Origin of the sequence: Kocuria turfanensis (assembly GCF_001580365.1) — a bacterium.
Lineage (GTDB): Bacteria > Actinomycetota > Actinomycetes > Actinomycetales > Micrococcaceae > Kocuria > Kocuria turfanensis.
The window spans coordinates 1-26,285 of record NZ_CP014480.1 but is presented as its reverse complement, the minus strand read 5'-3'; the positions used below and the strand labels follow the sequence as shown (position 1 = coordinate 26,285).

The 26,285-nt window shown below is 70.8% G+C and carries 17 protein-coding genes and 3 rRNA genes; 5 read left to right on the top strand and 15 right to left on the bottom strand.

From position 1 onward, the window contains the following. Nucleotides 1-7: 7 nt before the first annotated feature. Entirely contained in the window at nucleotides 8-1,960 is a 1,953-nt protein-coding gene (locus AYX06_RS00100; protein ID WP_062733200.1) for a propionyl-CoA synthetase, read from the bottom strand. A gap of 218 nt (nucleotides 1,961-2,178) precedes the next feature. Between AYX06_RS00100 and AYX06_RS00095 the strand changes: the two genes are divergently transcribed. Genes AYX06_RS00095 through AYX06_RS00080 form a run of 4 tightly spaced genes read left to right on the top strand, consistent with a single transcriptional unit; the run spans nucleotide 2,179 to nucleotide 6,535 of the window. Further along, nucleotides 2,179-2,859 (top strand): GntR family transcriptional regulator, encoded by a 681-nt coding sequence (locus AYX06_RS00095; protein WP_062733197.1) that lies wholly within the window; start codon nucleotides 2,179-2,181, stop codon nucleotides 2,857-2,859. 44 nt (nucleotides 2,860-2,903) lie between these two features. Beyond that, nucleotides 2,904-4,424, top strand: coding sequence for an MmgE/PrpD family protein (locus AYX06_RS00090; RefSeq protein WP_062733195.1), 1,521 nt, complete (start codon nucleotides 2,904-2,906; stop codon nucleotides 4,422-4,424). Nucleotides 4,425-4,426: 2 nt separating this feature from the next. Next, entirely contained in the window at nucleotides 4,427-5,335 is a 909-nt protein-coding gene (gene prpB / locus AYX06_RS00085) for a methylisocitrate lyase (RefSeq protein WP_062733193.1), read from the top strand. A gap of 36 nt (nucleotides 5,336-5,371) precedes the next feature. Next, the gene (locus AYX06_RS00080) at nucleotides 5,372-6,535 is read left to right on the top strand and encodes a bifunctional 2-methylcitrate synthase/citrate synthase (protein WP_062733191.1); all 1,164 of its coding nucleotides are present in this window, start codon (nucleotides 5,372-5,374) and stop codon (nucleotides 6,533-6,535) included. Here AYX06_RS00080 and AYX06_RS00075 read toward each other — a convergent pair. From AYX06_RS00075 to AYX06_RS00030, 10 genes are all read right to left on the bottom strand, one after another. After that, the gene (locus AYX06_RS00075; RefSeq protein WP_062733189.1) at nucleotides 6,529-7,686 is read right to left on the bottom strand and encodes a D-alanyl-D-alanine carboxypeptidase family protein; all 1,158 of its coding nucleotides are present in this window, start codon (nucleotides 7,684-7,686) and stop codon (nucleotides 6,529-6,531) included. The genes AYX06_RS00080 and AYX06_RS00075 overlap by 7 nt on opposite strands. Before the next feature lie 155 nt (nucleotides 7,687-7,841). Continuing rightward, a complete protein-coding gene (locus tag AYX06_RS00070) occupies nucleotides 7,842-8,786 on the bottom strand; it encodes a site-specific tyrosine recombinase XerD (protein ID WP_307725498.1) in 945 nt (314 codons plus the stop codon). Between the two features lie 263 nt (nucleotides 8,787-9,049). Next, nucleotides 9,050-9,703, bottom strand: a complete 654-nt coding sequence (locus AYX06_RS00065; RefSeq protein WP_062733186.1) for an NUDIX domain-containing protein — start codon at nucleotides 9,701-9,703, stop codon at nucleotides 9,050-9,052. A gap of 132 nt (nucleotides 9,704-9,835) precedes the next feature. Next, nucleotides 9,836-11,560: a CTP synthase gene (locus AYX06_RS00060; RefSeq protein WP_062733184.1), complete on the bottom strand. Its 1,725-nt coding sequence runs from the start codon at nucleotides 11,558-11,560 to the stop codon at nucleotides 9,836-9,838. 87 nt (nucleotides 11,561-11,647) lie between these two features. Next, nucleotides 11,648-13,360, bottom strand: a complete 1,713-nt coding sequence (gene recN, locus AYX06_RS00055) for a DNA repair protein RecN (protein ID WP_062733182.1) — start codon at nucleotides 13,358-13,360, stop codon at nucleotides 11,648-11,650. Continuing rightward, nucleotides 13,361-14,425: an NAD kinase gene (locus AYX06_RS00050; protein ID WP_062733180.1), complete on the bottom strand. Its 1,065-nt coding sequence runs from the start codon at nucleotides 14,423-14,425 to the stop codon at nucleotides 13,361-13,363. It lies immediately after the preceding gene. A gap of 122 nt (nucleotides 14,426-14,547) precedes the next feature. Further along, a complete protein-coding gene (locus AYX06_RS00045; protein WP_062733179.1) occupies nucleotides 14,548-15,303 on the bottom strand; it encodes a TlyA family RNA methyltransferase in 756 nt (251 codons plus the stop codon). After that, nucleotides 15,300-15,524 carry a hypothetical protein gene (locus AYX06_RS00040; protein WP_062733177.1) on the bottom strand — a complete coding sequence of 75 codons (225 nt, stop codon included), beginning with the start codon at nucleotides 15,522-15,524 and terminating at the stop codon, nucleotides 15,300-15,302. The genes AYX06_RS00045 and AYX06_RS00040 overlap by 4 nt, the downstream gene beginning before the upstream one ends. Then, the gene (locus AYX06_RS00035; RefSeq protein WP_062733175.1) at nucleotides 15,521-16,525 is read right to left on the bottom strand and encodes an HAD-IIA family hydrolase; all 1,005 of its coding nucleotides are present in this window, start codon (nucleotides 16,523-16,525) and stop codon (nucleotides 15,521-15,523) included. The genes AYX06_RS00040 and AYX06_RS00035 overlap by 4 nt, the downstream gene beginning before the upstream one ends. Next, entirely contained in the window at nucleotides 16,518-17,456 is a 939-nt protein-coding gene (locus AYX06_RS00030) for a hypothetical protein (protein ID WP_062733173.1), read from the bottom strand. The genes AYX06_RS00035 and AYX06_RS00030 overlap by 8 nt, the downstream gene beginning before the upstream one ends. A gap of 1,443 nt (nucleotides 17,457-18,899) precedes the next feature. Here AYX06_RS00030 and AYX06_RS00025 point away from each other — a divergent pair. Further along, on the top strand, nucleotides 18,900-20,132 hold the full coding sequence (locus AYX06_RS00025; protein WP_062736784.1) for a dicarboxylate/amino acid:cation symporter: 1,233 nt from the start codon (nucleotides 18,900-18,902) through the stop codon (nucleotides 20,130-20,132). A gap of 78 nt (nucleotides 20,133-20,210) precedes the next feature. Here AYX06_RS00025 and AYX06_RS00020 read toward each other — a convergent pair whose 3' ends face one another. The 4 genes from AYX06_RS00020 to AYX06_RS00005 form a co-directional block, all read right to left on the bottom strand. Continuing rightward, nucleotides 20,211-20,699 carry a GyrI-like domain-containing protein gene (locus tag AYX06_RS00020; protein ID WP_062733171.1) on the bottom strand — a complete coding sequence of 163 codons (489 nt, stop codon included), beginning with the start codon at nucleotides 20,697-20,699 and terminating at the stop codon, nucleotides 20,211-20,213. A 309-nt stretch (nucleotides 20,700-21,008) separates the two neighbouring features. Beyond that, nucleotides 21,009-21,125 (bottom strand): 5S ribosomal RNA (gene rrf / locus AYX06_RS00015). A 139-nt stretch (nucleotides 21,126-21,264) separates the two neighbouring features. Beyond that, a 23S ribosomal RNA gene (locus AYX06_RS00010) occupies nucleotides 21,265-24,398 on the bottom strand. Between the two features lie 672 nt (nucleotides 24,399-25,070). Continuing rightward, nucleotides 25,071-26,285: ribosomal RNA gene (locus AYX06_RS00005) — 16S ribosomal RNA — on the bottom strand. The 16S, 23S and 5S rRNA genes sit together here, the layout of an rRNA operon.

Sequence of the window (26,285 nt, the reverse complement as noted above, 5' to 3'; positions counted from 1 at the left end):
CCGGTCCTCAGCCGCCGCGCGGAGGCCGCAGCACGCCCTCCAGGGCCTCGAGCACGGCGGAGTCCTCGATCGTGGAGGGCACCGTGTAGTCCTCGCCGTCGGCCATCTGCCGCATGGTCTTGCGCAGGATCTTGCCCGAACGGGTCTTGGGCAGCCCCTCCACGACCGTCACGTCCTTGAAGTCGGCGACCGCCCCGATCTGCCGGCGCACCAGCGCCACCAGCTCCTCCCGCAGCTGCTCCTCCGGCACCTCCACACCGGACTTGAGCACCACGTAGCCGGCCGGACGCTGGCCCTTGAGCGGGTCGGCCACCCCGATCACCGCGCACTCGGCCACGGCGGGGTGGGAGGCCAGGACCTGCTCCATCGCGCCGGTGGAGAGCCGGTGGCCGGACACGTTGATCACGTCGTCGGTGCGCCCCATGACGTAGACGTAGCCGTCCTCGTCGACGTGGCCGGAGTCACCGGTCGCGTAGTAGCCCGGGAAGGCCGTGAGGTAGGAGTCCACGAAGCGCCGGTCGTCGCCCCACAGCGTGCTCAGTGTTCCCGGGGGCAGCGGCAGGCGCAGGGCGATGTTGCCCTCCTCGCCGGTCGCGACCGGCTGCCCCAGCGGGTCCAGGATCTCCACCCGGTAGCCGGGCACCGGCACGGACGGCGAACCGGGCTTCAGGGGCAGGCGCTCGATCCCGAAGGGGTTGGCGCAGATCGCCCACCCCGTCTCCGTCTGCCACCAGTGGTCGACCACCGGCACGCCCAGCACCCGGGAGGCCCAGCCGTAGGTCTCGGGGTCCAGCCGCTCCCCCGCCACGAACAGCGCCCGCAGGGAGCCGATGTCGTGCCTGCGCACCAGCGCGCCCTCGGGGTCCGCCCGGCGGATGGCGCGCAGGGCCGTGGGGGCGGTGAACAGGACCTTCACGCCGTGGTCCTCCACGCGCTGCCAGAACGCGCCCGCGTCCGGGGTGCCCACGGGCTTTCCCTCGTAGAGCACGGTCGTCGCACCGGCGAGCAGCGGGCCGTAGACGATGTAGGAGTGGCCCACCACCCACCCCACGTCGGAGGCCGTCCACATCACCTCGCCGGGGCCCACGTCGTAGATGTGGCGCATGGACCACGTCATGGCCACCGCGTGCCCGCCGTTGTCGCGGACCACGCCCTTGGGGGCGCCGGTGGTGCCCGAGGTGTAGAGCACGTACAGCGGATCCGTGGCCGCCACGGGCACCGGCGCCGTGGGCTCGGCGCCCGCCACGGCGGCGTCCCAGCCCAGCCACTCGACCGCGGGCTGCTCGCCGTGCCCGGCCCGTTCCCCGGCCTGCTCCACGGTGGTCTCGAAGCCGGGGCGCTCGTGCACGATCACCGTGCCGGGCTCGTGCCGGGCCAGCCGCAGGGCCTCCTCGATCGCGGGGATGTACTCGATCCGCCGCTTCGGCTCCAGCCCGCCGGTCGTGGTCACCACCACCCGGGGCCGCGAGTCGTCGATCCGCGAGGCCAGCTCCTTCGGGGCGAACCCCCCGAAGACCACCGAGTGCACGGCGCCCAGGCGGGCGCAGGCGAGCATCGCCACGGCGGCCTGCGGGATCATCGGGAGGTACACCAGCACCCGGTCGCCCCTGCCCACCCCCCGCGCGGCGAGCGCACCGGCGAACAGCGCGACCTCGTCGCGCAGCCTGGCGTAGCTGTAGCGCTCCTGGACGCCCAGCAGCGCGGAGTCGTAGATCAGGGCCGTGCGCTCGCCGTGGCCGGCCTCCACGTGCCGGTCGAGGGCGTTGTAGGAGGTGTTGAGCTCACCGTCGGGGAACCAGCGGTAGAGCGGGGCCATGGTCGCGTCGAGGGCCACGGTGGGTTCGCGCGTCCAGTCGACGGCCCGGGCCGCCTCGAGCCAGAACCGCTCCGGGTCCCGGACGCTGCGGCGGTAGACCTCCGCGTAGTCCTCGGCCTGCGTCGTCTGCTGCTCGGTGCTCATGGGTCCCTCCGGGGCGTAGCGGTCCTGGCGGCCACCCTAGTGGTGCACATCACAGACGACAAGACTGCTGTATACATCGACGCGTCAATATGGGAGCGGGACGGGAATCCCTGGCCCCTGGGTGACAAATGTGTATACACTGGCGGGGACGTGTGAGGTCGGTCACCGATGGCCCCCGCCGGTTCTCCAGCCCGGGCCGCAGAAGCGAGGAGGGAGCCGTGCGCGCCAGCGACCGCGCCTACGAGGCACTGCGGGAGGACATCGTCGAGTGGCGGCTGCTCCCGGGCCAGGTGCTGGGCGAGGTGGAGCAGTCGGAGCGGTTCGGCATCTCCCGCACCCCCATCCGGGAGGCCCTGAGCAGGCTCACCGCCGACGGGCTCGCCGAGGCCCACCGCGGTCGCGGCGTGGTGGTCTCCCAGGTCTCCCTCGACGACGTCCGCGCCCTGTTCGAGCTGCGCGAGGCCCTCGACTGCCGTGCCGCCCGCCTGGCGGCCCGGCGCCGGGACCCCGCCGAGTTCCAGCGGCTGGCCACGGAGCTCGAGGCGTGCGTGGACCGGCTCCACGGCCCGAGCACCGACGACCGCTCCGCCTACTACGAGCTCGTGGAGCGCATGGACCGGGCCGTCGACGACGCCACGGCCAACCCGTACCTCACCGCCGCCCAGCGGTCCCTGCGTCTGCACCTGGCCCGCGTGCGCAAGCTCTCCCGGACCAATCCGTCCCGCCTGGCGTTGGCCGCCGCCGAGCACGCCCAGATCGCGCGCGCCATCGCGGAGGGCTCCGAGGAGCTGGCGGAGGCCGCCACCCGCGTGCACCTGGCCAACTCGCTGCACGCGGTCCTGACCACCCCTGTCCGCGAGTGGGTCCAGCCCGCTCCCCCGCTCGACGCCGCCGGCTGAGCGGCGGCCCCCGGCCACTGTCCGTCCCCACGAGAGGAAGCTCCATGACCGTTCTCCATTCCGTGCGTGTCCACCCGTCCGCCGACAACCTGCCCCGGCAGGAGCAGCTGGCCTGGAAGATGGCGGAGGTCGCCGCGGACCCGGTCGCGGTGAGCGAGGAGGTGACCGAGATGGTGATCAACCGCGTTCTCGACAACGCCTCGGTGGCGATCGCCTCCCTGAACCGGGACCCGATCGTCTCGGCCCGTGACCAGGCGCTCGCCCACGCCCCGACGCCGGGCGGGTCCGGGTCCGCCCTGTACGGGGCGGACGCCGCGGCCACCAAGGTCTCCCCGGAGTGGGCGGCCTGGGCCAACGGGGTGGCGGTGCGCGAGCTGGACTACCACGACACCTTCCTGGCCGCGGAGTACTCCCACCCCGGGGACAACATCCCGCCGATCCTGGCGGTGGCCCAGCACGTGGGCGCCACCGGGGCCGACCTGGTGCGCGGGATCGCCACCGGCTACGAGCTGCAGGTCGACCTGGTGAAGGCCATCTGCCTGCATCAGCACAAGATCGACCACGTCGCCCACCTGGGTCCGTCGGCGGCCGCGGGGATCGGCACTCTGCTGGGTCTTGACGTGGAGACGATCTTCCACGCCATCGGCCAGGGCCTGCACACCACCACCGCTACCCGCCAGTCCCGCAAGGGCGAGATCTCCACCTGGAAGGCCCACGCCCCGGCCTTCGCCGGGAAGATGGCCGTGGAGGCCGTGGACCGCGCGATGCGCGGGCAGACCTCCCCCACCCCGATCTACGAGGGCGAGGACGGGGTGATCGCCTGGCTGCTGGACGGCCCCGGCGCCTCCTACGAGGTCCCGCTGCCGGCCCCGGGCGAGGCCAAGGCCGCGATCCTGGACACCTACACCAAGGAGCACTCGGCGGAGTACCAGGCGCAGGCCTGGATCGACCTGGCCCGCAAGCTGCACCGGGAGCGGCCCGAGCTGGCCGATCCGGCGCGGATCGCCTCGGTGGTGCTGCACACCTCCCACCACACCCACTACGTGATCGGCTCCGGGGCCAACGACCCGCAGAAGTACGACCCGGCCGCCACGCGGGAGACCCTCGACCACTCGATCCCCTACATCTTCACCGTGGCGCTGCAGGACGGGGCGTGGCACCACGTGGACTCCTACGCCCCCGCCCGGGCGGGCCGACCCGACACCGTCGAGCTGTGGCGGAAGGTCACCACCGCCGAGGACGCGGAGTGGACCCGCCGCTACCACTCCCTGGACCCGGCCGAGAAGGCCTTCGGCGGGCGGGCCGAGATCACCCTCACGGACGGGTCCACCGTGGTCGAGGAGATCGCGGTGGCCGACGCCCACCCGCTGGGCGCCCGCCCGTTCGCCCGCGCCCAGTACGTCACCAAGCTGCGCACCCTCGCCGAGGGCGTCGTGGCCGACGCGGAGCTGGAGCGTTTCATCAGTGCGGCCGAGAACCTGCGCGACCTCGGTCCCGGGGAGCTCGACGCCCTCAACGTCACCGCCGACGTGGACCTGCGCACCGGCACGAAGGGAATCTTCTGAGCATGCTGTTCTCCACCACCACCCCCGAGGCCAAGCGAGTCACCCTGCGGCAGATGCTCACCGGCCCGCGCATCGCCCGGTTCCCGGGCGCCTACACCCCGCTGTCCACGAAGCTGATCGCCGAGCAGGGCTTCGACGGCGTCTACATCTCCGGGGCCGTGCTCGCCAACGAGCTCGGCTTCCCCGACATCGGGCTTTCTACCCTGCCCGAGGTCGCGCAGCGGGCCGGGCAGATCGCCCGGGTCACCGACCTGCCGGCCCTCGTCGACGCCGACACCGGCTTCGGCGAGCCGATGAACGTGGCCCGCACCGTGCAGGAGCTCGAGAACGCCGGACTGGCCGGGTGCCACATCGAGGACCAGTTCAACCCCAAGCGCTGCGGCCACCTGGACGGCAAGGCCGTGGTGGACCTGGCCACCGCCACCAAGCGGATCCGCGCCGCGACCGAGGCCCGCCGGGACCCGAACTTCCTGATCATGGCCCGCACCGACATCCGCGGCGTGGAGGACCTCGCCGCGGCCACCGACCGGGCCAGGGCCCTCGTGGACGCCGGGGCGGACGCGATCTTCCCCGAGGCCATGGCCGACCTGAGCGAGTTCGAGGCCATGCGCGCGGCGGTGGACGTGCCGATCCTGGCGAACATGACCGAGTTCGGGAAGTCCCAGCTGTTCACCGCCGCCCAGCTCGAGGAGGTGGGCGTGAACATGGTCATCTACCCGGTGACCCTGATGCGCTCGGCCCTGGGCGCCATGGAGCGGGTGCTGGCCACGATCGCCGCCGACGGCACCCAGCAGGCCGCCGTCCCCGAGATGCTCACTCGCGCCCGGCTCTACGAACTGGTGGACTACCACGGGTACAACCAGTTCGACGCCGGCGTCTTCGACTTCGAGGTGCCCGGCCTGCACCACTGACCGGACCGACCGCACGACCACGAGAAGGAGACCACCATGACCGAGACCCAGAGCGAGGTCCGCAAGGGACTGGCCGGCGTCGTCGCCGACTACACGGCCGTGTCCAAGGTCAACCCGGAGACCAACTCCCTGCTCTACCGCGGCTATCCCGTCCAGGAGCTGGCCGCGAACTGCTCCTTCGAGCAGGTCGCCCTGCTGCTGTGGAACGGCGAGCTGCCCACGGAGGCGGAGCTGGCGGAGTTCACGGCCCGGGAGCGGGCGCACCGGGCGCTGACGCCCGAGCTGCGGGCGATCATCGACGCCCTGCCCACCACCTGCCACCCCATGGACGTCTGCCGCACCGCGGCCTCCGTCCTGGGCGCCCAGGACCCCGAGGCCGAGGACTCCTCCCACGAGGCCAACTTGCGCAAGGCCCAGAAGCTGTTCGCGGCCATGCCGGCGGTGGTCTGCTACGACCAGCGGCGCCGGCGCGGCCAGGAGCCGGTGGCCCCGCGGGAGGACCTCGGCTACTCGGCCAACTTCCTGTGGATGGCCTTCGGCGAGGAGGCCGACCCGGCGGTGGTCGAGGCGTTCAACGTCTCGATGATCCTCTACGCCGAGCACTCCTTCAACGCCTCGACCTTCACCGCCCGGGTGGTCACCTCGACCCTGTCGGACCTGCACTCGGCGGTCACCGCCGCGATCGGCGCGCTGAAGGGACCGCTGCACGGCGGGGCCAACGAGGCCGTGATGGAGACGTTCGTGGAGCTCGGCATCCGCACGGAGGAGTCCGCCGCCGAGGCCGAGGCCCGCGCCAAGGCCTGGATGGACGAGGCCCTGGCCGCGAAGAAGAAGGTCATGGGCTTCGGCCACCGCGTGTACAAGCACGGCGACTCCCGGGTGCCGACCATGAAGGCGGCCCTGGATCGGATGGTCGCCCACTACGGCCGCGACGAGCTGCTGGGCCTGTACAACGGGCTGGAGAAGTCCATGGACGAGGCCAAGGGGATCAAGCCCAACCTCGACTACCCGGCCGGGCCCACCTACTGGCTGATGGGCTTCGACATCCCCACCTTCACCCCGCTGTTCGTCGCCGCCCGCATCACCGGCTGGACCGCCCACGTCATGGAGCAGGTCGCCGCCAACTCCCTGATCCGGCCGCTGTCCGAGTACAACGGCCCCGCCGAGCGGCACCTCCCCGGCGCCCGGGCCGCTCAGTAGGAGGGCGCCGGCGGCAGCCCCATGTAGTGCTCCAGCGTGGGGATGCGCTGGGAGACCATGCCGGCGGCCACGTGCCCGCCCACGTAGCGCAGGTGCCAGGGCTCGTAGGCGTACCCGGTGGTCCCCGTGCGGCCCGCCGGGTAGCGCACCACGAAGCCGTACTCGTGTGCGTGGGCCCGCGCCCACGCCCCGGCCGGGGTGTCCGCGAAGCAGCTCTGCAGTCCGCACGCCCCGTCCGGGTTGCCGATGTCCAGGGCGAGTCCGGTCTGGTGCTCGCTGTGGCCCGGGCGGGCGGAGATCAGGTCCGCCTGCTCCCTCCCGTACCGGGCGACGTAGTCGCGGTACAGCCCGGCCTGCGTGGTGTAGGAGCGGTAGCCGCTGACCGCCGTGATCGGGACCCCCGTGGCGGCCGCGTCCGCCCGCATCCGCCGGAACGCCGCGGCGGCGTCCGCGCGCAGGAGCGGCCCGCCCACGGACTCGAGGCCGCGCGGGACGTGGTCGACCGGGTTCAGGGGCCGGCGCTTGTTGACGACGACGTACACGGAGGCGGCCCGGTCGATCTCCCGGGCCACCCGGGTCCCGGCGCCCGGGCTCCAGCTGACGGACCCGCGCTGGAAGCTCTGGCGGCAGGTGCCGCCCGCGCAGGCCTCCGCCGAGGTCGGATAGCCCAGCGCCCCCCGCTCGGCACCGTGGCGCAGCCAGGCCGCCCGGATGCCGCCGAGCGTGGGGTGGGCCCCGCTCGCCCGCGACCAGAGCACGACCCCGCCCTCGAAGCCCTGGTAGCACCCGGCGTCGCGCAGCCCGCAGACCTCCCGGCCGACCGGGTAGCCCAGCCGGCCCCGCTCCCAGTCCTGTCCCGCCCATGCGCCGCGGATCGCCCCCCACGTGGGGCGTGCCCCCGTCCTCGGGGACCAGTGGATGCTGCCCCGCTCGAAGGACCGGTAGCAGCCCCCGCGCACCAGGCCGCAGCGCTCGGGGCCCAGGGCCCGGCCGAGCCGGCCGTCCGCGCCGCCGAGACGCTGGTGCTCGGCCTCGATCGCCGTGGCCGCCGACGCCGGGACCGCCAGGGGCGCCAGGAGCAGGCCCAGGCAGCAGAGCAGGACCAGCAGCACCCGGCGCAGGCCCGTGCCCGGGCTGATGTTCTCTCGCATGACGTCCCCGTCCGTCCTGGCGCACCCGTTGCAGTTGCAACCAGGTTAGGCCCTGCGGGACGCGGGCAACAGCACCGCCCCCTGTGTGACCGGGCGGCGGGGATCCGCCGGGGCGCGGCGGGACGAGCGCGCCGCCGGGTGGTGCGGCGGGCGGGCTACAGGGCGCGGGGGTGGGCGGCGGCGTAGACCTCCCGCAGGGACTCCACGGTGACCAGCGTGTACACCTGCGTGGTGCTGACGGAGGCGTGGCCGAGCAGCTCCTGGACCACGCGCAGGTCCGCCCCGCCCTCCAGGAGGTGGGTCGCGAAGGAGTGGCGCAGCGTGTGGGGCGTGATCCGGTCCCCCAGTCCGGCGCGCTCGGCGGCGGTGCGCACCGTGGTCCAGGCCGTCTGCCGGCTGATCCGGCCGCCGCGGGCGTTGAGGAAGAGGGCGGGGGTGCCCCGCCCCTTCGCCGCCAGCGCCGGCCGGCCCCGGACGAGCCAGTCGTCCACGGCGCGCACCGCCCAGGAGCCCAGGGGGACCATCCGCTCCTTGCCGCCCTTGCCGAACAGCCGCACGAACGGCATCGCGCCGCCGTCCTCCTCGGGCTGCCCGGTGCGGCGCACGGCCCGGGACAGGTCGTCGACGTCGAGGGCGGTGGCCTCCGAGATCCGGGCGCCGGTCGAGTAGAGGATCTCCAGCAGGGCGCGGTCGCGCAGCTGCTGGGGCGTCTCGGTGCCGGTCGACTCCAGCAGCGCCGTGACCTGATCGACGGGTACCGCCTTGGGCAGGCGCATTCCGGGGGTGGGCGGCGGGACGGGGGCGGCGGGGTCCGTGCGCGTGAGGCCCTCGAGCGCCCAGAAGCGGTGGGCGCCCCGGACCGCGACGAGGCAGCGGGCGGCGCTGCGCGTGCTCAGCGGCCCCCGGCCCTCCGCCCCGGCCGAGACCGTGCGCAGGAAGTCCTGGACGTGTCCCGTCCCGATCCCCCGCAGCGTGGTCACCGGCGGGTCCGTGTGCTCCTGGAGGTGCTCCGTGTAGCGGCGCAGGTCTCGCCGGTAGGCCGCGAGGGTGTTGGCGGCCAGGCCCCGCTCCACGGCCAGGTGCTGCAGGTAGCGCTCCACGGCCTGCTCCAGCGCGCCGCCGGGCGCCGGACCCGCCGCCGCACCGGGCTCGGGACCGGGTCCTGCACCGGGCTCGGGACGGGACGCCGCCTCCTCCTCCGGAGCGGACGCCGCGCCTCCCTCCGGAGCGGACGCCCCACCAGGCCAAGGCCCGAACGCCGCGCCCTCCTCCGGAGCGAGCGCTGCACCCGGCGTCCCGCCGGGCCCAGGTCGGGACCCGGGCTCGGACGCCGGACGGGACGGCCGGCCGGCCGGGGGCTCGGTCACCGCAGGTCGGGGTGGCCGGGCCACGGGGTGTCGGCCGGGCGCAGGGAGCGGTAGCCGTCGGCGCGGGCGGCGTGCACGGCGAGCAGGCCGACCACCGCCGCGGGCGAGTTCAGCCGGCCCTCGAGGACGGCCCGCACGGCGGCGTCCAGCGGCACCCAGGTGCCGTGGATCTCCGCCTCCTCGCCGTCGCGCTCGTGGAGCTCGGCGTCGGGGACCTCGCTCAGCCCGCGGGCCAGGAAGATCCGGTTGGCCTCCGAGGACGAGCCGGGACTGTTGTGGAAGTCCACCAGGACGTCCCACTGCTCCGCGCGCAGGTCGGCCTCCTCCGCCAGCTCCCGCCGGGCCGCCGCGGCGGGGTCCTCGCCGTCGACGTCGAGCAGGCCGGCGGGGATCTCCCACATGGTCATCCCGACGGGGCGGCGGTACTGGTTGATCAGCAGCACCCGGTCGTCGTCGTCGAGCACGAGCACGGACACCGCGCCCGGGTGGGTGATGTAGTCGCGCCGGAGCGGGTCGGTGCCCTGGGCCAGCTCGAACTCGTCGCGCTGCACGTTCCAGATGAAGCCCTCGTAGACCGTCTCGGAGGCCACCGTGCGGCGGTCGCTGGGCCGGTCCGAGATCTCCTCGGGGGCGAGCTGTCGGATGTCCATGGGGTCCTTCCGGGTCGGCCGCCCCGCACGGGCCGGCGGGAGCGAGGGGTCTGGCGGGGACGGCGCAGGCGCCGCGCCCCGGTGGGGACACGGCGCCTGCGCCGGGCGGCCCGTGGAGCACGGGCCGGGGCTTCAGCGGCCCTCGGCCTCCCGGCGCTGGAGCGCGGCCTTGACGAGGCCGTCGAACAGCGGGTGCGGGCGGGTCGGGCGGGACATGAGCTCGGGGTGCGCCTGGGTGCCCACGTAGTAGGGGTGCACGTCGGCGGGCAGCTCCACGAACTCCACGAGGGTGCCGTTCGGCGAGGTCCCCGAGATCACCAGGCCGGCCTGCTCCAGGCCCTCCCGGTATTCGTTGTTGACCTCGTAGCGGTGACGGTGGCGCTCCTTGACCGTGGTGGAGCCGTAGGCGCCGGCCACCACGGACCCGTCGCGCAGCCGTGCGTCGTAGAGGCCCAGCCGCATGGTGCCGCCGAGGTCCCCGGCGCCCTCCACGAACTGCTTCTGCTCGTCCATGGTCGCCACGACCGGGAACGCGGTGTCCGGCTCGAACTCGGTGGAGGACGCCCCGGCCAGACCGAGCTCGGTGCGGGCGTACTCGATCACCATGCACTGCAGGCCCAGGCACAGGCCCAGGGTCGGGATGCGGTGCTCGCGGGCGAAGCGCAGGGTGCCCAGCTTGCCCTCGATGCCGCGGATGCCGAACCCCCCGGGGACGCAGATGGCGTCCACGTCGCCCAGTTCCCGCTGGGCGCCCTCGGGGGTCTCGCACAGGTCGGAGGCGACCCACTTGATCTTCACCCGCGCGTCGTTGGCGAAACCGCCCGCCCGCAGGGCCTCCGAGACGGAGAGGTAGGCGTCCGGCAGGTCGATGTACTTGCCCACCATGGCCACCGTGACGAAGTGGGACGGCTCGTGCACGGCCTTCAGCAGCCGGTCCCACTGCCCCAGGTCCGCGTCCTGGTAGTCCAGGCCGAGGTAGTCGAGGATGTAGGTGTCCAGCCCCTGGGAGTGCAGGGTCTTCGGGATGTCGTAGATGCTCGGGGCGTCCGGGCAGGAGATCACCGCGTCGTGGTCGACGTCGCAGGCGTTGCCGATCTTGCGCAGCATCGTGTCCGGGACCTGCCGGTCGGAGCGCAGCACGAGCGCGTCGGGCTGGATCCCGAGCCCGCGCAGGGCCGCCACGGAGTGCTGGGTGGGCTTGGTCTTGAGCTCCCCGGAGGGCCCGATGTACGGGATCAGGGACACGTGCAGGTAGAACACGTGGCGGCGGCCGACGTCCTGGCGGACCTGGCGGGCGGCCTCGATGAAGGGCTGGGACTCGATGTCGCCGACCGTGCCGCCGATCTCCGTGATGATGATGTCCGGCTGGTCGTCGTCCTGCGCGCGGCGGCGCATCCGGTTCTTCAGCTCGTCCGTGATGTGCGGGATGACCTGCACGGTGTCGCCGAGGTACTCGCCGCGACGCTCCTTGGCGATGACCGTGGAGTACACCTGCCCGGTGGTCACGTTCGCCGAGGCGTCGAGGTTCTCGTCGAGGAAGCGCTCGTAGTGGCCGATGTCGAGGTCGGTCTCCGCCCCGTCGTCGGTGACGAAGACCTCACCGTGCTGGAAGGGGTTCATGGTGCCCGGATCGACGTTGAGGTACGGATCCAGCTTCTGCATCGTCACGGAGAGCCCCCGTGCCCGCAGCAGCATCCCGAGGGAGGAGGCGGTCAGGCCCTTGCCGAGGGAGGAGGCGACGCCGCCCGTCACGAAGATCTGACGGGTCACCTTGCCCGGTCGCTGGTTTTCGGTCTGCTGTGCGCCGGCCACGTGGGCGGCTTCGTTTGCATTCACCACGGAATTCGACCCTATCATTCTTGCCCCTGCGGGACACCGGTTGCGTGCTGCGGATCACCGTGCGGCCGGCCGCGCGGACGGCGACCTCCCGGACGGGCGACGGGCTCAGAGCTGCGCGTCGCGGACGAGCTCGCGGGCGTGCTCGCGCGCCGCCGCGGAGTCCTCGTGGCCCGCGAGCATGCGGGCCAGCTCCACCACGCGCTCCTCCTCGTCCAGCACGCGCACGTCGCTGACGGTGGAGTCCCGGCTCTTGGTGACGAGGATGTGCTGGTCCGCGAAGGCGGCCACCTGCGGCAGGTGCGTCACCACGAGGACCTGGACGTGCTGGGCCAGCATCTTCAGCCGGCGCCCGATCTCCACGGCCGCCTTGCCGCCCACGCCCGAGTCCACCTCGTCGAAGACGAACGTGGGCACGGGGTCGACCGCGGCGAGGACCACCTCGATGGCCAGCATCAGCCGGGACAGCTCACCGCCGGAGGCGCCCTTGCCGAGGGGCCGCGGGGCGGCGCCGGCGTGGGGTTTGAGCAGGAAGGCGATCTCGTCCCGGCCGTGGCCGGAGAACTCCTCGGTGGGCTCCACCTCGATGACCAGGGAGGCGTTGGGCATCGCCAGGGCCGTGAGCTCGGCGCTGACGGCTTCGGACAGCCGGTGCGCGGCGTCCTGCCGCCGCTCGGTCATCCGCGCGGCCAGCTCGCTCAGCCCGGCGTGCAGCTGCTCGAGGCGCGCGCGCAGCTCCTGCTCTCGGGCGGGGTCGTCGGTGAGCTCGTCGAGGCGGGTCCGCGAGCGCTGCGCCCACTCGAGGACCTCGTCCACCGTGGCCCCGTACTTGCGGGTCAGAGCCTTCAGCTTGGCCCGGCGGGCCTCGACCTCGGCCAGGCGCGCCGGGCCCTCGTCGTCGAGGCCGGACGCGTAGCCGGAGAGGTCCGCGGCGATGTCGTTGACGAGCACGGCCAGCTCCGCGACCCGGCCCGCGAGCTCCTCCAGGTCGCGGTCCGAGCCCGCCTCCTGGTCCAGGGCCCGGTGCGCGGCGGCGATGAGCGCGGTCGCGTCCGCGCTGTCGCCGTCGGAGAACTCCCCGCCGCTCAGGGCCGCGTGCGCGGTCAGCGCCGCGGCGCGCAGCTGCTCCAGGTTGGTGAGCTTCTGGCTCTCCTGGTCGAGCCGCTCGTCCTCGCCGGGCTCGGGGTCCACCGCGTCGATCTCCTCGAGGGCGCCCTGCAGGGTCTGGGCCTCGAGGGCGCGTTCCCGGCCGTGCTCGGTGACCTCCCGCAGGGTCTGCTGCACGGTGCGGTACTCGGCGAGCAGCTCCCGGTAGCGTCGCAGGTCGGCCGCCAGCTCCTCCCCCGCGTACTGGTCGAGGGCGTGGCGCTGGGCGGCCGCGGACTTCAGCCGCAGCTGGTCGGACTGCCCGTGCACCGCCACCAGGGTCTGCCCCACGGCCGAGAGCGTGCCCACGGGGGCGGAGCGGCCCCCGACGTGGGCCCGGCTGCGCCCCTCCGCCGTCACCGTGCGGGCCACGGTGACCAGGGCCTCGTCCGCGTCGCCCACGGGTTCGACGTCGACGGCTCCGCCGGCGTCCTCGACGAGGGCCGCGGCCGGGTGCCCGGCCGGTACCCGCACGACCGCCTCGGCGACGGCGCGCGGCGCCCCCGAGCGCACAGCCCCCGCGTCGGAGCGGTTGCCGAGCAGCATCCCCAGGGCGGTGACCACCATGGTCTTGCCCGCGCCGGTCTCACCCGAGAGGATGCTCAGCCCCGGCCCGAGCGGCAGCACGGCGTCGGTGATGACGCCGAGGTCGTGGATGTGGATCTCCTCGATCATTCAGTCGGCCTCCGTCCGCTCGTGCCGGCTCCCGAGGGTCGCCGGGTCCGGGTCGTGGGGCATCTCGTGGCCCACCGTCGACTTCGGCAGCGCCGCCACCCGGCCGCCGCCGTCGGCGCGGACGGTGGGCAGGGCGGCGGTCCGGGCCGCGGTCGCCTCCTGCGGGGGCACCGGACCGCGCCAGCCCGTCGTGGGCAGCTCGAACTTCCGGACCAGCCGCTCGGAGAAGGGCGTGCGGTGCATCCGGGCGAGGTTGACCGCCTTCGGCGAGCGCACCACCTCGATCCGGGACCCCGGCGGCAGCTCCGTGGTCCGCCGGCCGTCGCACCACAGCACGCCCCGGGCGTCCGTGCGGGTGAGGACCTCCACGGCCATCATCGAGTTCGGGGAGATGACCAGCGGCCGGGCGAACAGGGCGTGGGCGCTCAGCGGGACGAGGAGCAGCGCCTCGACCTCCGGCCACACGACGGGCCCGCCCGCGGAGAACGCGTAGGCGGTGGAGCCGGTGGGGGTGGCCAGCACCACGCCGTCGCACCCGAAGGTGCTCAGCGGCCGCCGGTCGACCTCGACGACCACCTCGATCATCTTCTCGCGGTCGCCCTTCTCCACCGAGGCCTCGTTCAGGGCCCAGGTGTGCAGGACCTTCTTCTGGTCCTGCCACACGGTGACGTCGATGGTCATGCGCTGCTCCACCGTGTAGCGCCCGTCCACGATGGCCTCGACGGACTCGGCGAGGTCCGAGCGCTCGCTCTCGGCGAGGAAGCCGACGTGGCCGAGGTTCACGCCCAGCAGCGGAGTGTCCACGCTGCGCACCAGCTCGGCGGCCCGCAGGATGGACCCGTCCCCGCCGAGCACCATGACCAGCTCGATCTCCCGCAGCGAGACGTCCTCCTCGATCACCTCCACGGGCACGAGGGGGAGCCCGTCCTCCTGGAGCGCCTCGAGGTCGGCGCGCGAGATCACCGGCACCAGTCCGGCGTCGTGGAGCTGGAGGCAGGAGTCGCGCGCGGCGTCCTTGGCCTCCTGCCGGCCCATGTGGGCCATGACCAGGATCTTCCGGCTCACAGGATCCTCCCGTTCTGGACTGCTCGGTGCACGCGGGCGTCGTCGGTACCGGGACCGGCCCGTGCTGCGCGCCGTGCCCGGGACCGGGCACCGCTCACCACCCTACGCGAGGGCGAAGACAGTCAGGGCGTGGCGCTCTCCACGTCCCGGCGGCACCACAGGAAGAACTCGTGGTTGCCGTCCTGGCCGGGCAGCGGGCTGCGCTCCTGGCCCCGGACCGTGAGCCCGTGGGCCCGTGCGGCGGCGGCCACGGCGTCGACCGCCCGCGCCCGTTCCTGCTCGCTGGTGACCACGCCGGTGCGGGCGAGCCGGTCGGCGCCGACCTCGAACTGCGGCTTGACCATGAGCACCAGGTCGCCGCCGGGCACGGTGGCCGCCGCCAGGGGGCCGACCACCAGGGTCAGCGAGATGAAGGAGAGGTCGCACACCGTCAGCTGGGCCGGGCCGCCGATGTCCTCGGGCCGCATCCAGCGCACGTTCGTGCCCTCGAACACCCGGACCCGGTCGTCCTGCCGCAGCGCGGGCACGAGCTGGTCGTGGCCGACGTCCACGGCGACCACCTCCCGGGCTCCGGCCCGCAGCAGCACGTCGGTGAAGCCCCCGGTGGAGGCGCCGGCGTCGAGGCAGCGCTTGCCCGCCACGGTGATGTCCGGGAAGGCCGTCAGGGCACCGGCCAGCTTGTGGCCTGCGCGGCTGACGTAGTCGGGGCCGTCCGCGGGCCGGATCTCCAGCCGGTCGTCGGCGCCGACGCGGACGGAGGCCTTGGTGGCCGGCTCGCCGTTCACCAGCACCCTGCCCTCGGCGATCCAGCGGGCGGCCACGGTGCGGGAGCGGGCGAGCTCCCGGGTGGTCAGCTCCTGGTCCAGGCGCGCGCTCATCGGGACCCGTTCTGCTCCTGCCCGGCCTCCCGGCCGGGGACCAGCCCGGCCGGGACGGTCCCCGGCTCGGCGTTGAGCTCGGCGACGAGGTCGGCGTGCAGTTCCTCGTAGCGGCCGGGGTGCTCCGCGACGGGCAGCGCGTCCAGCTCCGCGGCCCGCTCGAGCACCGCGTCCACACGGGCGTGACCCGTCGGGGACGCCGTGCCGGCGTCGGGGCTCATGCCGCGGCCTCCCACTCCAGGACCGGGGCCACGGGCGCCTCCGCGTCGGGGTGCGCGGCCCACCAGGCCCCGCACGCGGCCCGCCAGGCGTCGAGGTCTCCCCGGGACCCCCGGATCCGCACCCGGGTGCCGTCCGTCTGGGCGGTCGCCGTCCCGCAGCGCGCCTCGTGGCCGCCCGGCGCGGCGGTGACCTCGACCTCCGGACAGGGGGCGAAGAGCTCCTCCAGGGTCCCGACGACGTGGTCGGGGCGCTCCGCGCTGCACGCGGCCAGGATGGTCTCGAGCGTGTCCACGCCGGTGAGGACGGCCACCGTGGCGAACCCGGCGGCGTTGCCGCCCCGGATGTCGGTGTCGAGCCGGTCCCCCAGCACCACGGGCCGTGCGCTGCCGGCGCGCTCGGCGGCGGTGCGGAAGATGGGGGCCTCCGGCTTGCCCGCCACCACCGGCGCACGACCGGTGGCGGCGGCGACCGCCGCCACCAGGGTCCCGTTGCCCGGGGCCAGTCCCCGCGCCTGCGGGATCGAGAGGTCGGTGTTGGTCGCGACCCACAGCACGTCGGGATCGGCGAGGGTGTAGGACGCCTCGGCCAGCTGGGCCCAGCCGATGCCGGGGTCGAACCCCTGGATGACGGCGCGGGGCTCCTCCTCCTGCGTGCGGACCGGCACGAGCCCCGCGTCCGCGACCACGTCCGCGAGAGCCTGCGACCCCGTGAGGAGCACCTTCGTGCCGGCGGGCAGACGCTGCGCCAGGAGCTCGGCGCCGGCCTGGGCCGAGCTCGCCACGCACTCGGGGCTCGTGGGCACGCCCAGGTCCGTGAGGTGCGCGGCGACCGTGGCGACGGAGCGCGAGGCGTTGTTCGTCACGTAGATCACGGGCACGCCCTCCGAGGAGATCCGGCGCAGGACCTCCGGTGCCCCCGGGATCGCGTGCGGACCGGCGTAGACGACGCCGTCCAGGTCGCTCAGGACCGCGTCGTAGCGGTCGAGAAGGCGCTCAGACATCCTGGGCACCGCGTCCCTCGCCGTCGTCGGACGGATCGTGCGGGGCGGCACCGTGGTCCTCGGGATCCAGGAGCTCCTCGTCGTCGTCCGGGTCCAGGTCGTCCTCCGACCCGCCCTCGAAGTCGTCGTCGGGATCCAGATCGCCGTCCGAAGCGCCCTCGTCGTCCTCGGGCTCCTCGTCGGCACCCTCGTCGAGCACGTCGTCGGACTCGTGCTCGGCGCTGTCGTCCGTGCTGTCGGCCGGCTCCTCCCGCAGACCTGCCCGGGTGTCCTCGGACACCACGGCGCCCGCGGACTCGGCGGTGGGCGCGTCCTCCGTGGCCGTCTCCGGCTCGGTCAGGGCGACGCCGGTGGGCGGTGCCTGCTCGGTCTCCTCCTCGTCGTCGAAGTCGAGGATCTCGGGTTCGGCGAACTGGCCGATCCCGAGCGCCGCCTCGGCCACCACGGCCTGCCGGTCCCAGGTGAGCGCCTCGCGTGCCCGGTCGACACCCCGGAGGGCCTCGGCGTAGGCGCGGAACAGGCGCGGGCTGTAGGAGAAGCCACGGTTCTTGTCGAGCTGCGGGATGCTCAGCGCGTCGACGGCGCCCTGGGCGTCCCCCTGGTCACGGCGCATGCCGGCGAGAACGATGGCGAGCTCGACCCGCTCGCTGGTCTCGAGGGACGCGGCGGCCTCGGACGTCGCGAGCTCGACCGCCTTGTCGGTGCGGCCCAGCGCGCGTTCGCAGTCGACCATGAGCGGAAGGTGGATCTCGGCGCCGGTCATCCGGCGGAACGTGCGCAGCTCCTTGAGCGCGAGCGCGTAGTCCCCCGCCTCGTAGGCCGCGACGCCCGTGGCCTCCCGGACCGCGGCGATGCGGCCGCCGCGGCGGCCCGCGGCCTGTGCGTGCTCGAGGGCCAGCGCGGGGTCGTCGGACAGGTAGCGGCCGGCCATGACCAGGTGCTTGGCGACGGCCTCGGCGTTGCGGGGCTCCAGGGCCCCCAGCTGGGCGCGGGTCGGCTTGTCGAGCTCCCGTCCCGTGATGTCCTCGTCGATCTCGGGGGCGCGGTGACGGTGCGTGGAGACCTCCGTGCGGTCGTCACGGCGGCCCCGGTAGTCCTCGCCGCGGTCCGGGTAGCCACCACGCCGGTCGTCACGGCGGTCACCACGCGGAGCGTACCCACCGCGGCGCTCGCCCTGACCCTCCTCACGCCGGCCGCGGTAGCCCTCACCGCGGTCCGGGTAGCCACCACGCCGGTCGTCACGGCGGTCACCGCGCGGGGCGTACCCACCGCGGCGGTCACCCTGGCCCTCCTCACGGCGCCCACGGTAGCCCTCACCATCACGGCGCGGCCCCCGCTCACCCTGACGCTCGTCGCCCCGGCCGCGGTAGCCCTCACCGCGGTCCGGGTAGCCACCACGCCGGTCGTCACGGCGGTCACCACGCGGAGCGTACCCACCGCGGCGCTCGCCCTGACCCTCCTCACGCCGGCCGCGGTAGCCCTCACCGCGGTCCGGGTAGCCACCACGCCGGTCGTCACGGCGGTCACCGCGCGGGGCGTACCCACCGCGGCGGTCACCCTGGCCCTCCTCACGGCGCCCACGGTAGCCCTCACCATCACGGCGCGGCCCCCGCTCACCCTGACGCTCGTCGCCCCGGCCGCGGTAGCCCTCACCGCGGTCCGGGTAGCCACCACGCCGGTCGTCACGGCGGTCGTCACGCCGGTCACCGCGCGGAGCGTACCCACCGCGGCGCTCGCCCTGACCCTCGTCACGGCGGTCACCGCGCGCGGCGTACCCACCGCGGCGGTCACCCTGAGCCTCGTCACGGCGCCCACGGTAGCCCTCCGTCCGTCCCTCGCCGTCACGGCGAGGCCCCCGGTCCCCGGATCGGGCGTCACGACGCTCGCCCTGTGCCGGACGCTGGTCACGGTAGCCCCCGCGGTTCTCGCCCCGGCTGTCACCACGGCTGTCACCACGGCGATCATCCCGCCGGTCACCGCGCGGGGCGTAGCCACCACGGCCCTCACCCTGGCGGTCGTCGCTGCGGCCCCGGAAGCCCTGCGAACGGCCGTCGCCACCGGGTCGACCAGCGGACCGCTCGTCGTCGCGGGAGAAGCTGCGGCGAGGCGCGCCGCTCGAGCGGCCGCCGTCGCGTCGGGCGCCTGCGCCGGACCGACGGTCGCCGGAACCGCTGTTCCGGCGATCGCCCTGGGAACCGTGCTGGGAAGACTCGGACACGTACCGCTCCTCTGTGCCGTCCGGAAGGGGGCGGCGCTCGTGGATGTCGAAGGGGACCGCACACGGGTCCGCCAATTGATCGTCCTCCATTCTAAAGGAGGCCCGCCCGGGCCCCTTCCGGTTCGTGAGGCCTTCTCCGGGGCCGATAATTGGCCCATGACCAAGAAACCCCTCACGTCCCACCTGCTGGTGCGCGTGCTCCTCGGCATCGTCCTGGGCATCGCCTGCGGGTTGTTCTTCCCCGAACCGCTCGCACGGGTGTTCCTGACGTTCAACGGCCTCTTCAGCGCCTTCCTCGGCTTCATCGTCCCGTTGCTCATCCTCGGCCTCGTCACCCCTGCCATCGCGGACCTCGGGCGGGGAGCGGGGAAGTGGCTCGGCATCACGGCAGGTATCGCCTACGCGTCCACCGTCTTCTCCGGCGTTCTGGCCTTCCTCGTCGCCCGCGGCAGCTACCCCTGGCTGCTGGGCGGGCAGCAGGACGTCAATCCGCTGGCCAATCCGGAGGAGAGCGCCCTCACGGGGTACTTCGTCCTCGAGATGGACCCCGTCTTCGGTGTCATGACGGCGCTGCTGCTCTCGTTCTGCCTGGGGGTGGGGATCACGCTCATCCCGGGCGACACCCTGCACCGGACCATGGACGACCTCCGGCGGATCATCATGCGGATCGTGGAGCTCGTCATCATCCCCTTGCTCCCCGTCTACATCTTCGGGATGTTCATGGGCCTCACCATGAACGGCCAGATCGCCGCCGTGATCTCGACCTTCTTCAAGGTCGTGGTGCTCGCCCTCGTCCTGACGATCGTCCTGCTGCTGGTCCAGTACGGGATCGCCGGTGCCTACGCCCGGCGCAACCCGCTGGTGCTCCTCAAGAACATGCTCCCGGCATACGCGACGGCCCTGGGCACGTCCTCCTCCGCCGCCACCATTCCGGTGACCCTCAAGTGCGCCGAGGCCAACGGCGTCAGCAAGCCGGTCGCGGGGTTCGCTGTTCCGCTGTGCGCCACCATCCACCTGGCCGGCTCCACCATGAAGATCGTCCTCTTCTCGCTGGCCATCATGACGATCACCGGGATGCCCATCGACAACCTGACCTTCCTGGGATTCATCCTCATGCTGGGGGTCACGATGGTGGCGGCCCCCGGCGTCCCGGGAGGGGCCATCATGGCCGCCGTGGGGGTCCTGCAGAGCATGCTGGGCTTCGACGAGACCGCCGTCGGGCTCATGATCGCCACCTACATCGCCATCGACTCGTTCGGCACGGCGACCAACGTCACGGGCGACGGCGCGATCGCCGTGGTCGTGGACAAGCTCGTCGGCAGGCGCGGGGACGCGGCGGAGGTGGCCGCCGAGCAGGACGACGCGCAGGTCCTCGTCTCCGGCCGCTGATCCGGCGACTCCGTCCACGACGCAGGCCCCGACCGCAAGGTCGGGGCCTGCGTCACACCGTGCAGGTGCAGCCGACGGTCAGGCCTCCACGGCCCAGTAGAGCTCCGTCACCATGTCTAGGGGGTCGTCACCCGGGCGGGGCTCCGTCACGTAGACCTCCCACAGCGGCGCACCGAGGCGCAGGTGCCGCTCCTGCGCCCAGGTCCGCAGCCTCTCCCACGACGAGCTCAGCCCGTCGTAGTCGCCGTGGTGAGTACAGGTCACCGCGCGGGTCGCCGGGATCCGCCCGACGACGACGGACCCCGCCGACGCCACCTGCTCCGCCACCGGGAACCCGACCTCGAGCTCCACGACCGGTCCCGGTTCCGAGTGGTAGAGCGACAGGGCCGGACCCGTCGGGCGGAGCTCCCCGCGGTCGATGCGCCGGCCCAACTCGTGGAACGCCGCATCGAAGAACTCCCGCAGCCCGTCGATCGGCACCTTCCCGGCGACCACCACGGTCATCTGTTCCCCCACCTCCACGACGCGTGGTCCCTCGCTGCTCTGCGCGCCCCTGGTGTCCGACATGACCCCATTCTGCGCCGCAGCGACAGCCCCGGAACAGTCTCGGCCCGGACCACAGGATCATGTCGGGCCCGGCGGGGACCCATATGCGGAGCACTTCGAGGTCCTCAGGAGTGGTCGGCCGCCGGTGCGTACGCTCATGCTAGGCCGGTCGGGCGCTTCTCCTCCTGCGTCGCGTGCGGGCATGAGGAAAGGCCCCGCACCGGTGGGTGCGGGGCCTGGGGGGGTGTGGTGGGGGTGTGGTCATGTGCTGCGCTTAATGTGGGGAGCCCCCGCACCTGGTGGTGCGGGGGCTCGACCCTTGTCGGTGTGGTCCGGCGGTGTCCTACTCTCCCACACCCTGGCGGGTGCAGTACCATCGGCGCTGTGGGTCTTAGCTTCCGGGTTCGGGATGGGACCGGGCGTTTCCCCCACGCTATGACCGCCGTAACTCTGTCTCCCCCGGTGCTCTCCCGCGCCGGTGCCGGCGGGGTGGGGGGGGAAATCTGGTCACAGTGATGACTGTGGATGCAATTGTGTGCTGCGGTGGTGCAGCCGTGGCCCGTGCCGGCCCACCGCGGGCTGGGTGTGGGGTAAGTTGTCGGCGTATTAGTACCGGTCGGCTGCACACGTCGTTGGTTCGTGCTTCCACCTCCGGCCTATCAACCCAGTGGTCTCGCTGGGGGCCTCTCACACCAAGTGGTGTCTGGAAATCTCATCTCGAAGCGAGCTTCCCGCTTAGATGCTTTCAGCGGTTATCTCTTCCGAACGTAGCGAAGCAGCGGTGCACCTGGCGGTACAACTGCCATACCAGAGGTTCGTCCGTCCCGGTCCTCTCGTACTAAGGACAGGTCTTCTCAAATTTCCTGCGCGCGCAGCGGATAGGGACCGAACTGTCTCACGACGTTCTGAACCCAGCTCGCGTACCGCTTTAATGGGCGAACAGCCCAACCCTTGGGACCAACTCCAGCCCCAGGATGCGACGAGCCGACATCGAGGTGCCAAACCATGCCGTCGATATGGACTCTTGGGCAAGATCAGCCTGTTATCCCCGAGGTACCTTTTATCCGTTGAGCGACGGCCATTCCACAATGTACCGCCGGATCACTAGTCCCGACTTTCGTCCCTGCTCGAGCTGTCGCTCTCACAGTCAAGCTCCCTTGTGCACTTACACTCGACACCTGATTGCCAACCAGGCTGAGGGAACCTTTGGGCGCCTCCGTTACTCTTTAGGAGGCAACCGCCCCAGTTAAACTACCCATCAGGCACTGTCCCTGACCCGGATCACGGGCCGAAGTTAGATGTCCAGAGTGACCAGAGTGGTATTTCAACGTTGACTCCACGTGCACTGGCGTGCCCGCTTCACCGTCTCCCACCTATCCTACACAAGCCACACCGAACACCAATACCAAACTATAGTAAAGGTCTCGGGGTCTTTCCGTCCTGCTGCGCGTAACGAGCATCTTTACTCGTACTGCAATTTCGCCGAGTTCATGGTTGAGACAGCGGGGAAGTCGTTACTCCATTCGTGCAGGTCGGAACTTACCCGACAAGGAATTTCGCTACCTTAGGATGGTTATAGTTACCACCGCCGTTTACTGGGGCTTGAATTCTCCGCTTCGCCGTGAGGCTAACGGGTCCTCTTAACCTTCCAGCACCGGGCAGGAGTCAGTCCGTATACCTCGTCTTGCGACTTCGCACGGACCTGTGTTTTTGATAAACAGTCGCTTCCCCCTGGTCTCTGCGGCCCTTACCCGCTCGCACCAGCTAGTGGTGTCCACGGTCCGGGCCCCCCTTCTCCCGAAGTTACGGGGGCATTTTGCCGAGTTCCTTAACCATGATTCTCTCGATCGCCTTAGTATTCTCTACCTGATCACCTGTGTCGGTTTGGGGTACGGGCGGCTGGAACCTCGCGTCGATGCTTTTCTCGGCAGCATAGGATCACCGAATCCCCCCACGGATGGGGGTCCCGTCACGTCTCAGGCACGTGATCCGCGGATTTGCCAACGGATCGCCCTACACGCTTAGACCGGGTCTACCATCGCCCGGCTCGGCTACCTTCCTGCGTCACACCTGTTAATACGCTTACCTCCCCGGTTCAGGTCCCACGCTCCCCGACACCGGCGACCGGCCAATGGCCGGCACCTGGTGCGGTTCGGGTGGTTAGTGTCCCCGGTTCGATAGGGGCGGTTCTTCGCCGGTACGGGAATATCAACCCGTTGTCCATCGACTACGCCTGTCGGCCTCGCCTTAGGTCCCGACTGACCCAGGGCAGATTAGCTTGACCCTGGAACCCTTGATCATCCGGCGGACGGGTTTCTCACCCGTCATTCGCTACTCATGCCTGCATTCTCACTCGTGTGGGCTCCACCACTGGGTCACCCCGCAGCTTCACTGCCCACACGACGCTCCCCTACCCATCGCACCACCTGAACCACCCCCACGAAAGGGACGGCTGGGTATCGTTGGTGCAATGCCACAACTTCGGCGGTGTACTTGAGCCCCGCTACATTGTCGGCGCGGAATCACTTGACCAGTGAGCTATTACGCACTCTTTCAAGGGTGGCTGCTTCTAAGCCAACCTCCTGGTTGTCTGAGCAACTCCACATCCTTTCCCACTTAGCACACGCTTAGGGGCCTTAGTTGGTGGTCTGGGCTGTTTCCCTCTCGACTATGAAGCTTATCCCCCACAGTCTCACTGCTACGCTCTCACTTACCGGCATTCGGAGTTTGGCTGACGTCAGTAACCTTGTAGGGCCCATCGGCCATCCAGTAGCTCTACCTCCGGCAAGAAACACGTAACGCTGCACCTAAATGCATTTCGGGGAGAACCAGCTATCACGAAGTTTGATTGGCCTTTCACCCCTACCCACAGCTCATCCCCTCCATTTTCAACTGAAGTGGGTTCGGTCCTCCACGCGCTCTTACACGCGCTTCAACCTGGCCATGGGTAGATCACTTCGCTTCGGGTCTAGATCACGCCACTCACTCGCCCTGTTCAGACTCGCTTTCGCTACGGATACCCCTCACGGGTTAACCTCGCGACGTAACACTAACTCGCAGGCTCATTCTTCAAAAGGCACGCCGTCACCTTGTAGGGCTCCGACGGATTGTAGGCACACGGTTTCAGGTACTATTTCACTCCCCTCCCGGGGTACTTTTCACCTTTCCCTCACGGTACTGGTCCGCTATCGGTCATCAGGTAGTATTTAGGCTTACCAGGTGGTCCTGGCAGATTCACACGGGATTTCTCGGGCCCCGTGCTACTTGGGTACATGCTCCGCGCGGCAGCGGCGATTTCGTCTACGGGACTCCCACCCTCTACGGCCCGGCACTCACACCGGTTCGACTATCGCCCTGCACTCACACGCCCGGGCCGGCAGACCCGGGACGACACGCCCCACGACCCCGATGATGCAACCCCTGCCGGGTCTCACACACCATCGGTTTGGCCTCTTCCGCGTTCGCTCGCCACTACTGACGGAATCACTGTTGTTTTCTCTTCCTGTGGGTACTGAGATGTTTCACTTCCCCACGTTCCCTCCACGCACCCTATGCATTCAGGTACGGGTCACCACGCATAACACGTGGCGGGGTTTCCCCATTCGGAGACCCTCGGATCACAGCTCGTTTATCAGCTCCCCGAGGCTTATCGCAGATTACCGCGTCCTTCATCGGCTCCTGATGCCAAGGCATCCACCGTGCGCCCTTAAAAACTTGCCACATGATCACAGAACACACCGACCAACAACCACAACCAGCACCCGTCCACCGGCACCCCCACCCCGAAAGGCAGCAGCACCAGCACGAACACGCGCTCTCGCAGTCGTCGGCGGCGATCAATCACGAACTCTCCCGCACCACCACCCACCCCGCACGCAGCGGAAGCAGGAGAGGGCACGGGCGTTCTTAAGATGCTCGCGTCCACTATACAGTTCTCAAACAACAACCCACACACCCCACACCATGGTGCTTCGGGGGGCGGCACCGGACCCCCGCAAGGAGGACCGCACCGACCCACCGCACCGGTGGGGCGCCGGGACAACCAGAGCCAACACACCCCCACGACCCCGGCCCCCCGCACCACCACCCCCCTGAGGGGACAGCAGCACCGGAAGACCCGGAAACCACGAGGGCCCTGTTGTCTCAGGACCCAACAGTGCGCCATGGACCACACCCCCACCACCCGGGTATCAGCCGTTCCACCACCCCACCGACCCCCCGGCCCGCAAGGACCAGAGAACACAGCGGAGCGGGTACTGAAGAAGAACCCGGCCGGCACACGAGGTGCGGCCGCTTGCTCGTTGACATTCCACCCATGAGCTCACCCCACCAGCACCACGCACGGGCACTAGGGCGGGGGCGACCACCACACGGCGGTCAACGGCTCCTTAGAAAGGAGGTGATCCAGCCGCACCTTCCGGTACGGCTACCTTGTTACGACTTAGTCCCAATCGCCAGTCCCACCTTCGACGGCTCCCTCCCACAAGGGGTTAGGCCACCGGCTTCGGGTGTTACCAACTTTCGTGACTTGACGGGCGGTGTGTACAAGGCCCGGGAACGTATTCACCGCAGCGTTGCTGATCTGCGATTACTAGCGACTCCGACTTCATGAGGTCGAGTTGCAGACCTCAATCCGAACTGAGACCGGCTTTTTGGGATTAGCTCCACCTCACAGTATCGCAACCCTTTGTACCGGCCATTGTAGCATGCGTGAAGCCCAAGACATAAGGGGCATGATGATTTGACGTCATCCCCACCTTCCTCCGAGTTGACCCCGGCAGTCTCCTATGAGTCCCCACCATCACGTGCTGGCAACATAGAACGAGGGTTGCGCTCGTTGCGGGACTTAACCCAACATCTCACGACACGAGCTGACGACAACCATGCACCACCTGTCCACCGACCCCGAAGGGAAACCCCATCTCTGGGGTAGTCCGGTGAATGTCAAGCCTTGGTAAGGTTCTTCGCGTTGCATCGAATTAATCCGCATGCTCCGCCGCTTGTGCGGGCCCCCGTCAATTCCTTTGAGTTTTAGCCTTGCGGCCGTACTCCCCAGGCGGGGCACTTAATGCGTTAGCTACGGCGCGGAGAACGTGGAATGTCCCCCACACCTAGTGCCCAACGTTTACGGCATGGACTACCAGGGTATCTAATCCTGTTCGCTCCCCATGCTTTCGCTCCTCAGCGTCAGTAACAGCCCAGAGACCTGCCTTCGCCATCGGTGTTCCTCCTGATATCTGCGCATTTCACCGCTACACCAGGAATTCCAGTCTCCCCTACTGCACTCTAGTCTGCCCGTACCCACTGCAGACCCGGGGTTGAGCCCCGGGCTTTCACAGCAGACGCGACAAACCGCCTACGAGCTCTTTACGCCCAATAATTCCGGACAACGCTTGCGCCCTACGTATTACCGCGGCTGCTGGCACGTAGTTAGCCGGCGCTTCTTCTGCAGGTACCGTCACTTGTGGCTTCTTCCCTGCTGAAAGAGGTTTACAACCCGAAGGCCGTCATCCCTCACGCGGCGTCGCTGCATCAGGCTTCCGCCCATTGTGCAATATTCCCCACTGCTGCCTCCCGTAGGAGTCTGGGCCGTGTCTCAGTCCCAGT

Coding starts and splice junctions, on each gene's coding strand:
- AYX06_RS00100 (WP_062733200.1), bottom strand. CDS start 1,960: ATGAGCACCGAGCAGCAGACGACGCAGGCCGAGGACTACGCGGAGGTC.
- AYX06_RS00090 (WP_062733195.1), top strand. CDS start 2,904: ATGACCGTTCTCCATTCCGTGCGTGTCCACCCGTCCGCCGACAACCTG.
- prpB (WP_062733193.1), top strand. CDS start 4,427: ATGCTGTTCTCCACCACCACCCCCGAGGCCAAGCGAGTCACCCTGCGG.
- AYX06_RS00080 (WP_062733191.1), top strand. CDS start 5,372: ATGACCGAGACCCAGAGCGAGGTCCGCAAGGGACTGGCCGGCGTCGTC.
- AYX06_RS00075 (WP_062733189.1), bottom strand. CDS start 7,686: ATGCGAGAGAACATCAGCCCGGGCACGGGCCTGCGCCGGGTGCTGCTG.
- AYX06_RS00065 (WP_062733186.1), bottom strand. CDS start 9,703: ATGGACATCCGACAGCTCGCCCCCGAGGAGATCTCGGACCGGCCCAGC.
- AYX06_RS00060 (WP_062733184.1), bottom strand. CDS start 11,560: ATGATAGGGTCGAATTCCGTGGTGAATGCAAACGAAGCCGCCCACGTG.
- recN (WP_062733182.1), bottom strand. CDS start 13,360: ATGATCGAGGAGATCCACATCCACGACCTCGGCGTCATCACCGACGCC.
- AYX06_RS00045 (WP_062733179.1), bottom strand. CDS start 15,303: ATGAGCGCGCGCCTGGACCAGGAGCTGACCACCCGGGAGCTCGCCCGC.
- AYX06_RS00040 (WP_062733177.1), bottom strand. CDS start 15,524: ATGAGCCCCGACGCCGGCACGGCGTCCCCGACGGGTCACGCCCGTGTG.
- AYX06_RS00035 (WP_062733175.1), bottom strand. CDS start 16,525: ATGTCTGAGCGCCTTCTCGACCGCTACGACGCGGTCCTGAGCGACCTG.
- AYX06_RS00030 (WP_062733173.1), bottom strand. CDS start 17,456: ATGGCCGGCCGCTACCTGTCCGACGACCCCGCGCTGGCCCTCGAGCAC.
- AYX06_RS00025 (WP_062736784.1), top strand. CDS start 18,900: ATGACCAAGAAACCCCTCACGTCCCACCTGCTGGTGCGCGTGCTCCTC.
- AYX06_RS00020 (WP_062733171.1), bottom strand. CDS start 20,699: ATGTCGGACACCAGGGGCGCGCAGAGCAGCGAGGGACCACGCGTCGTG.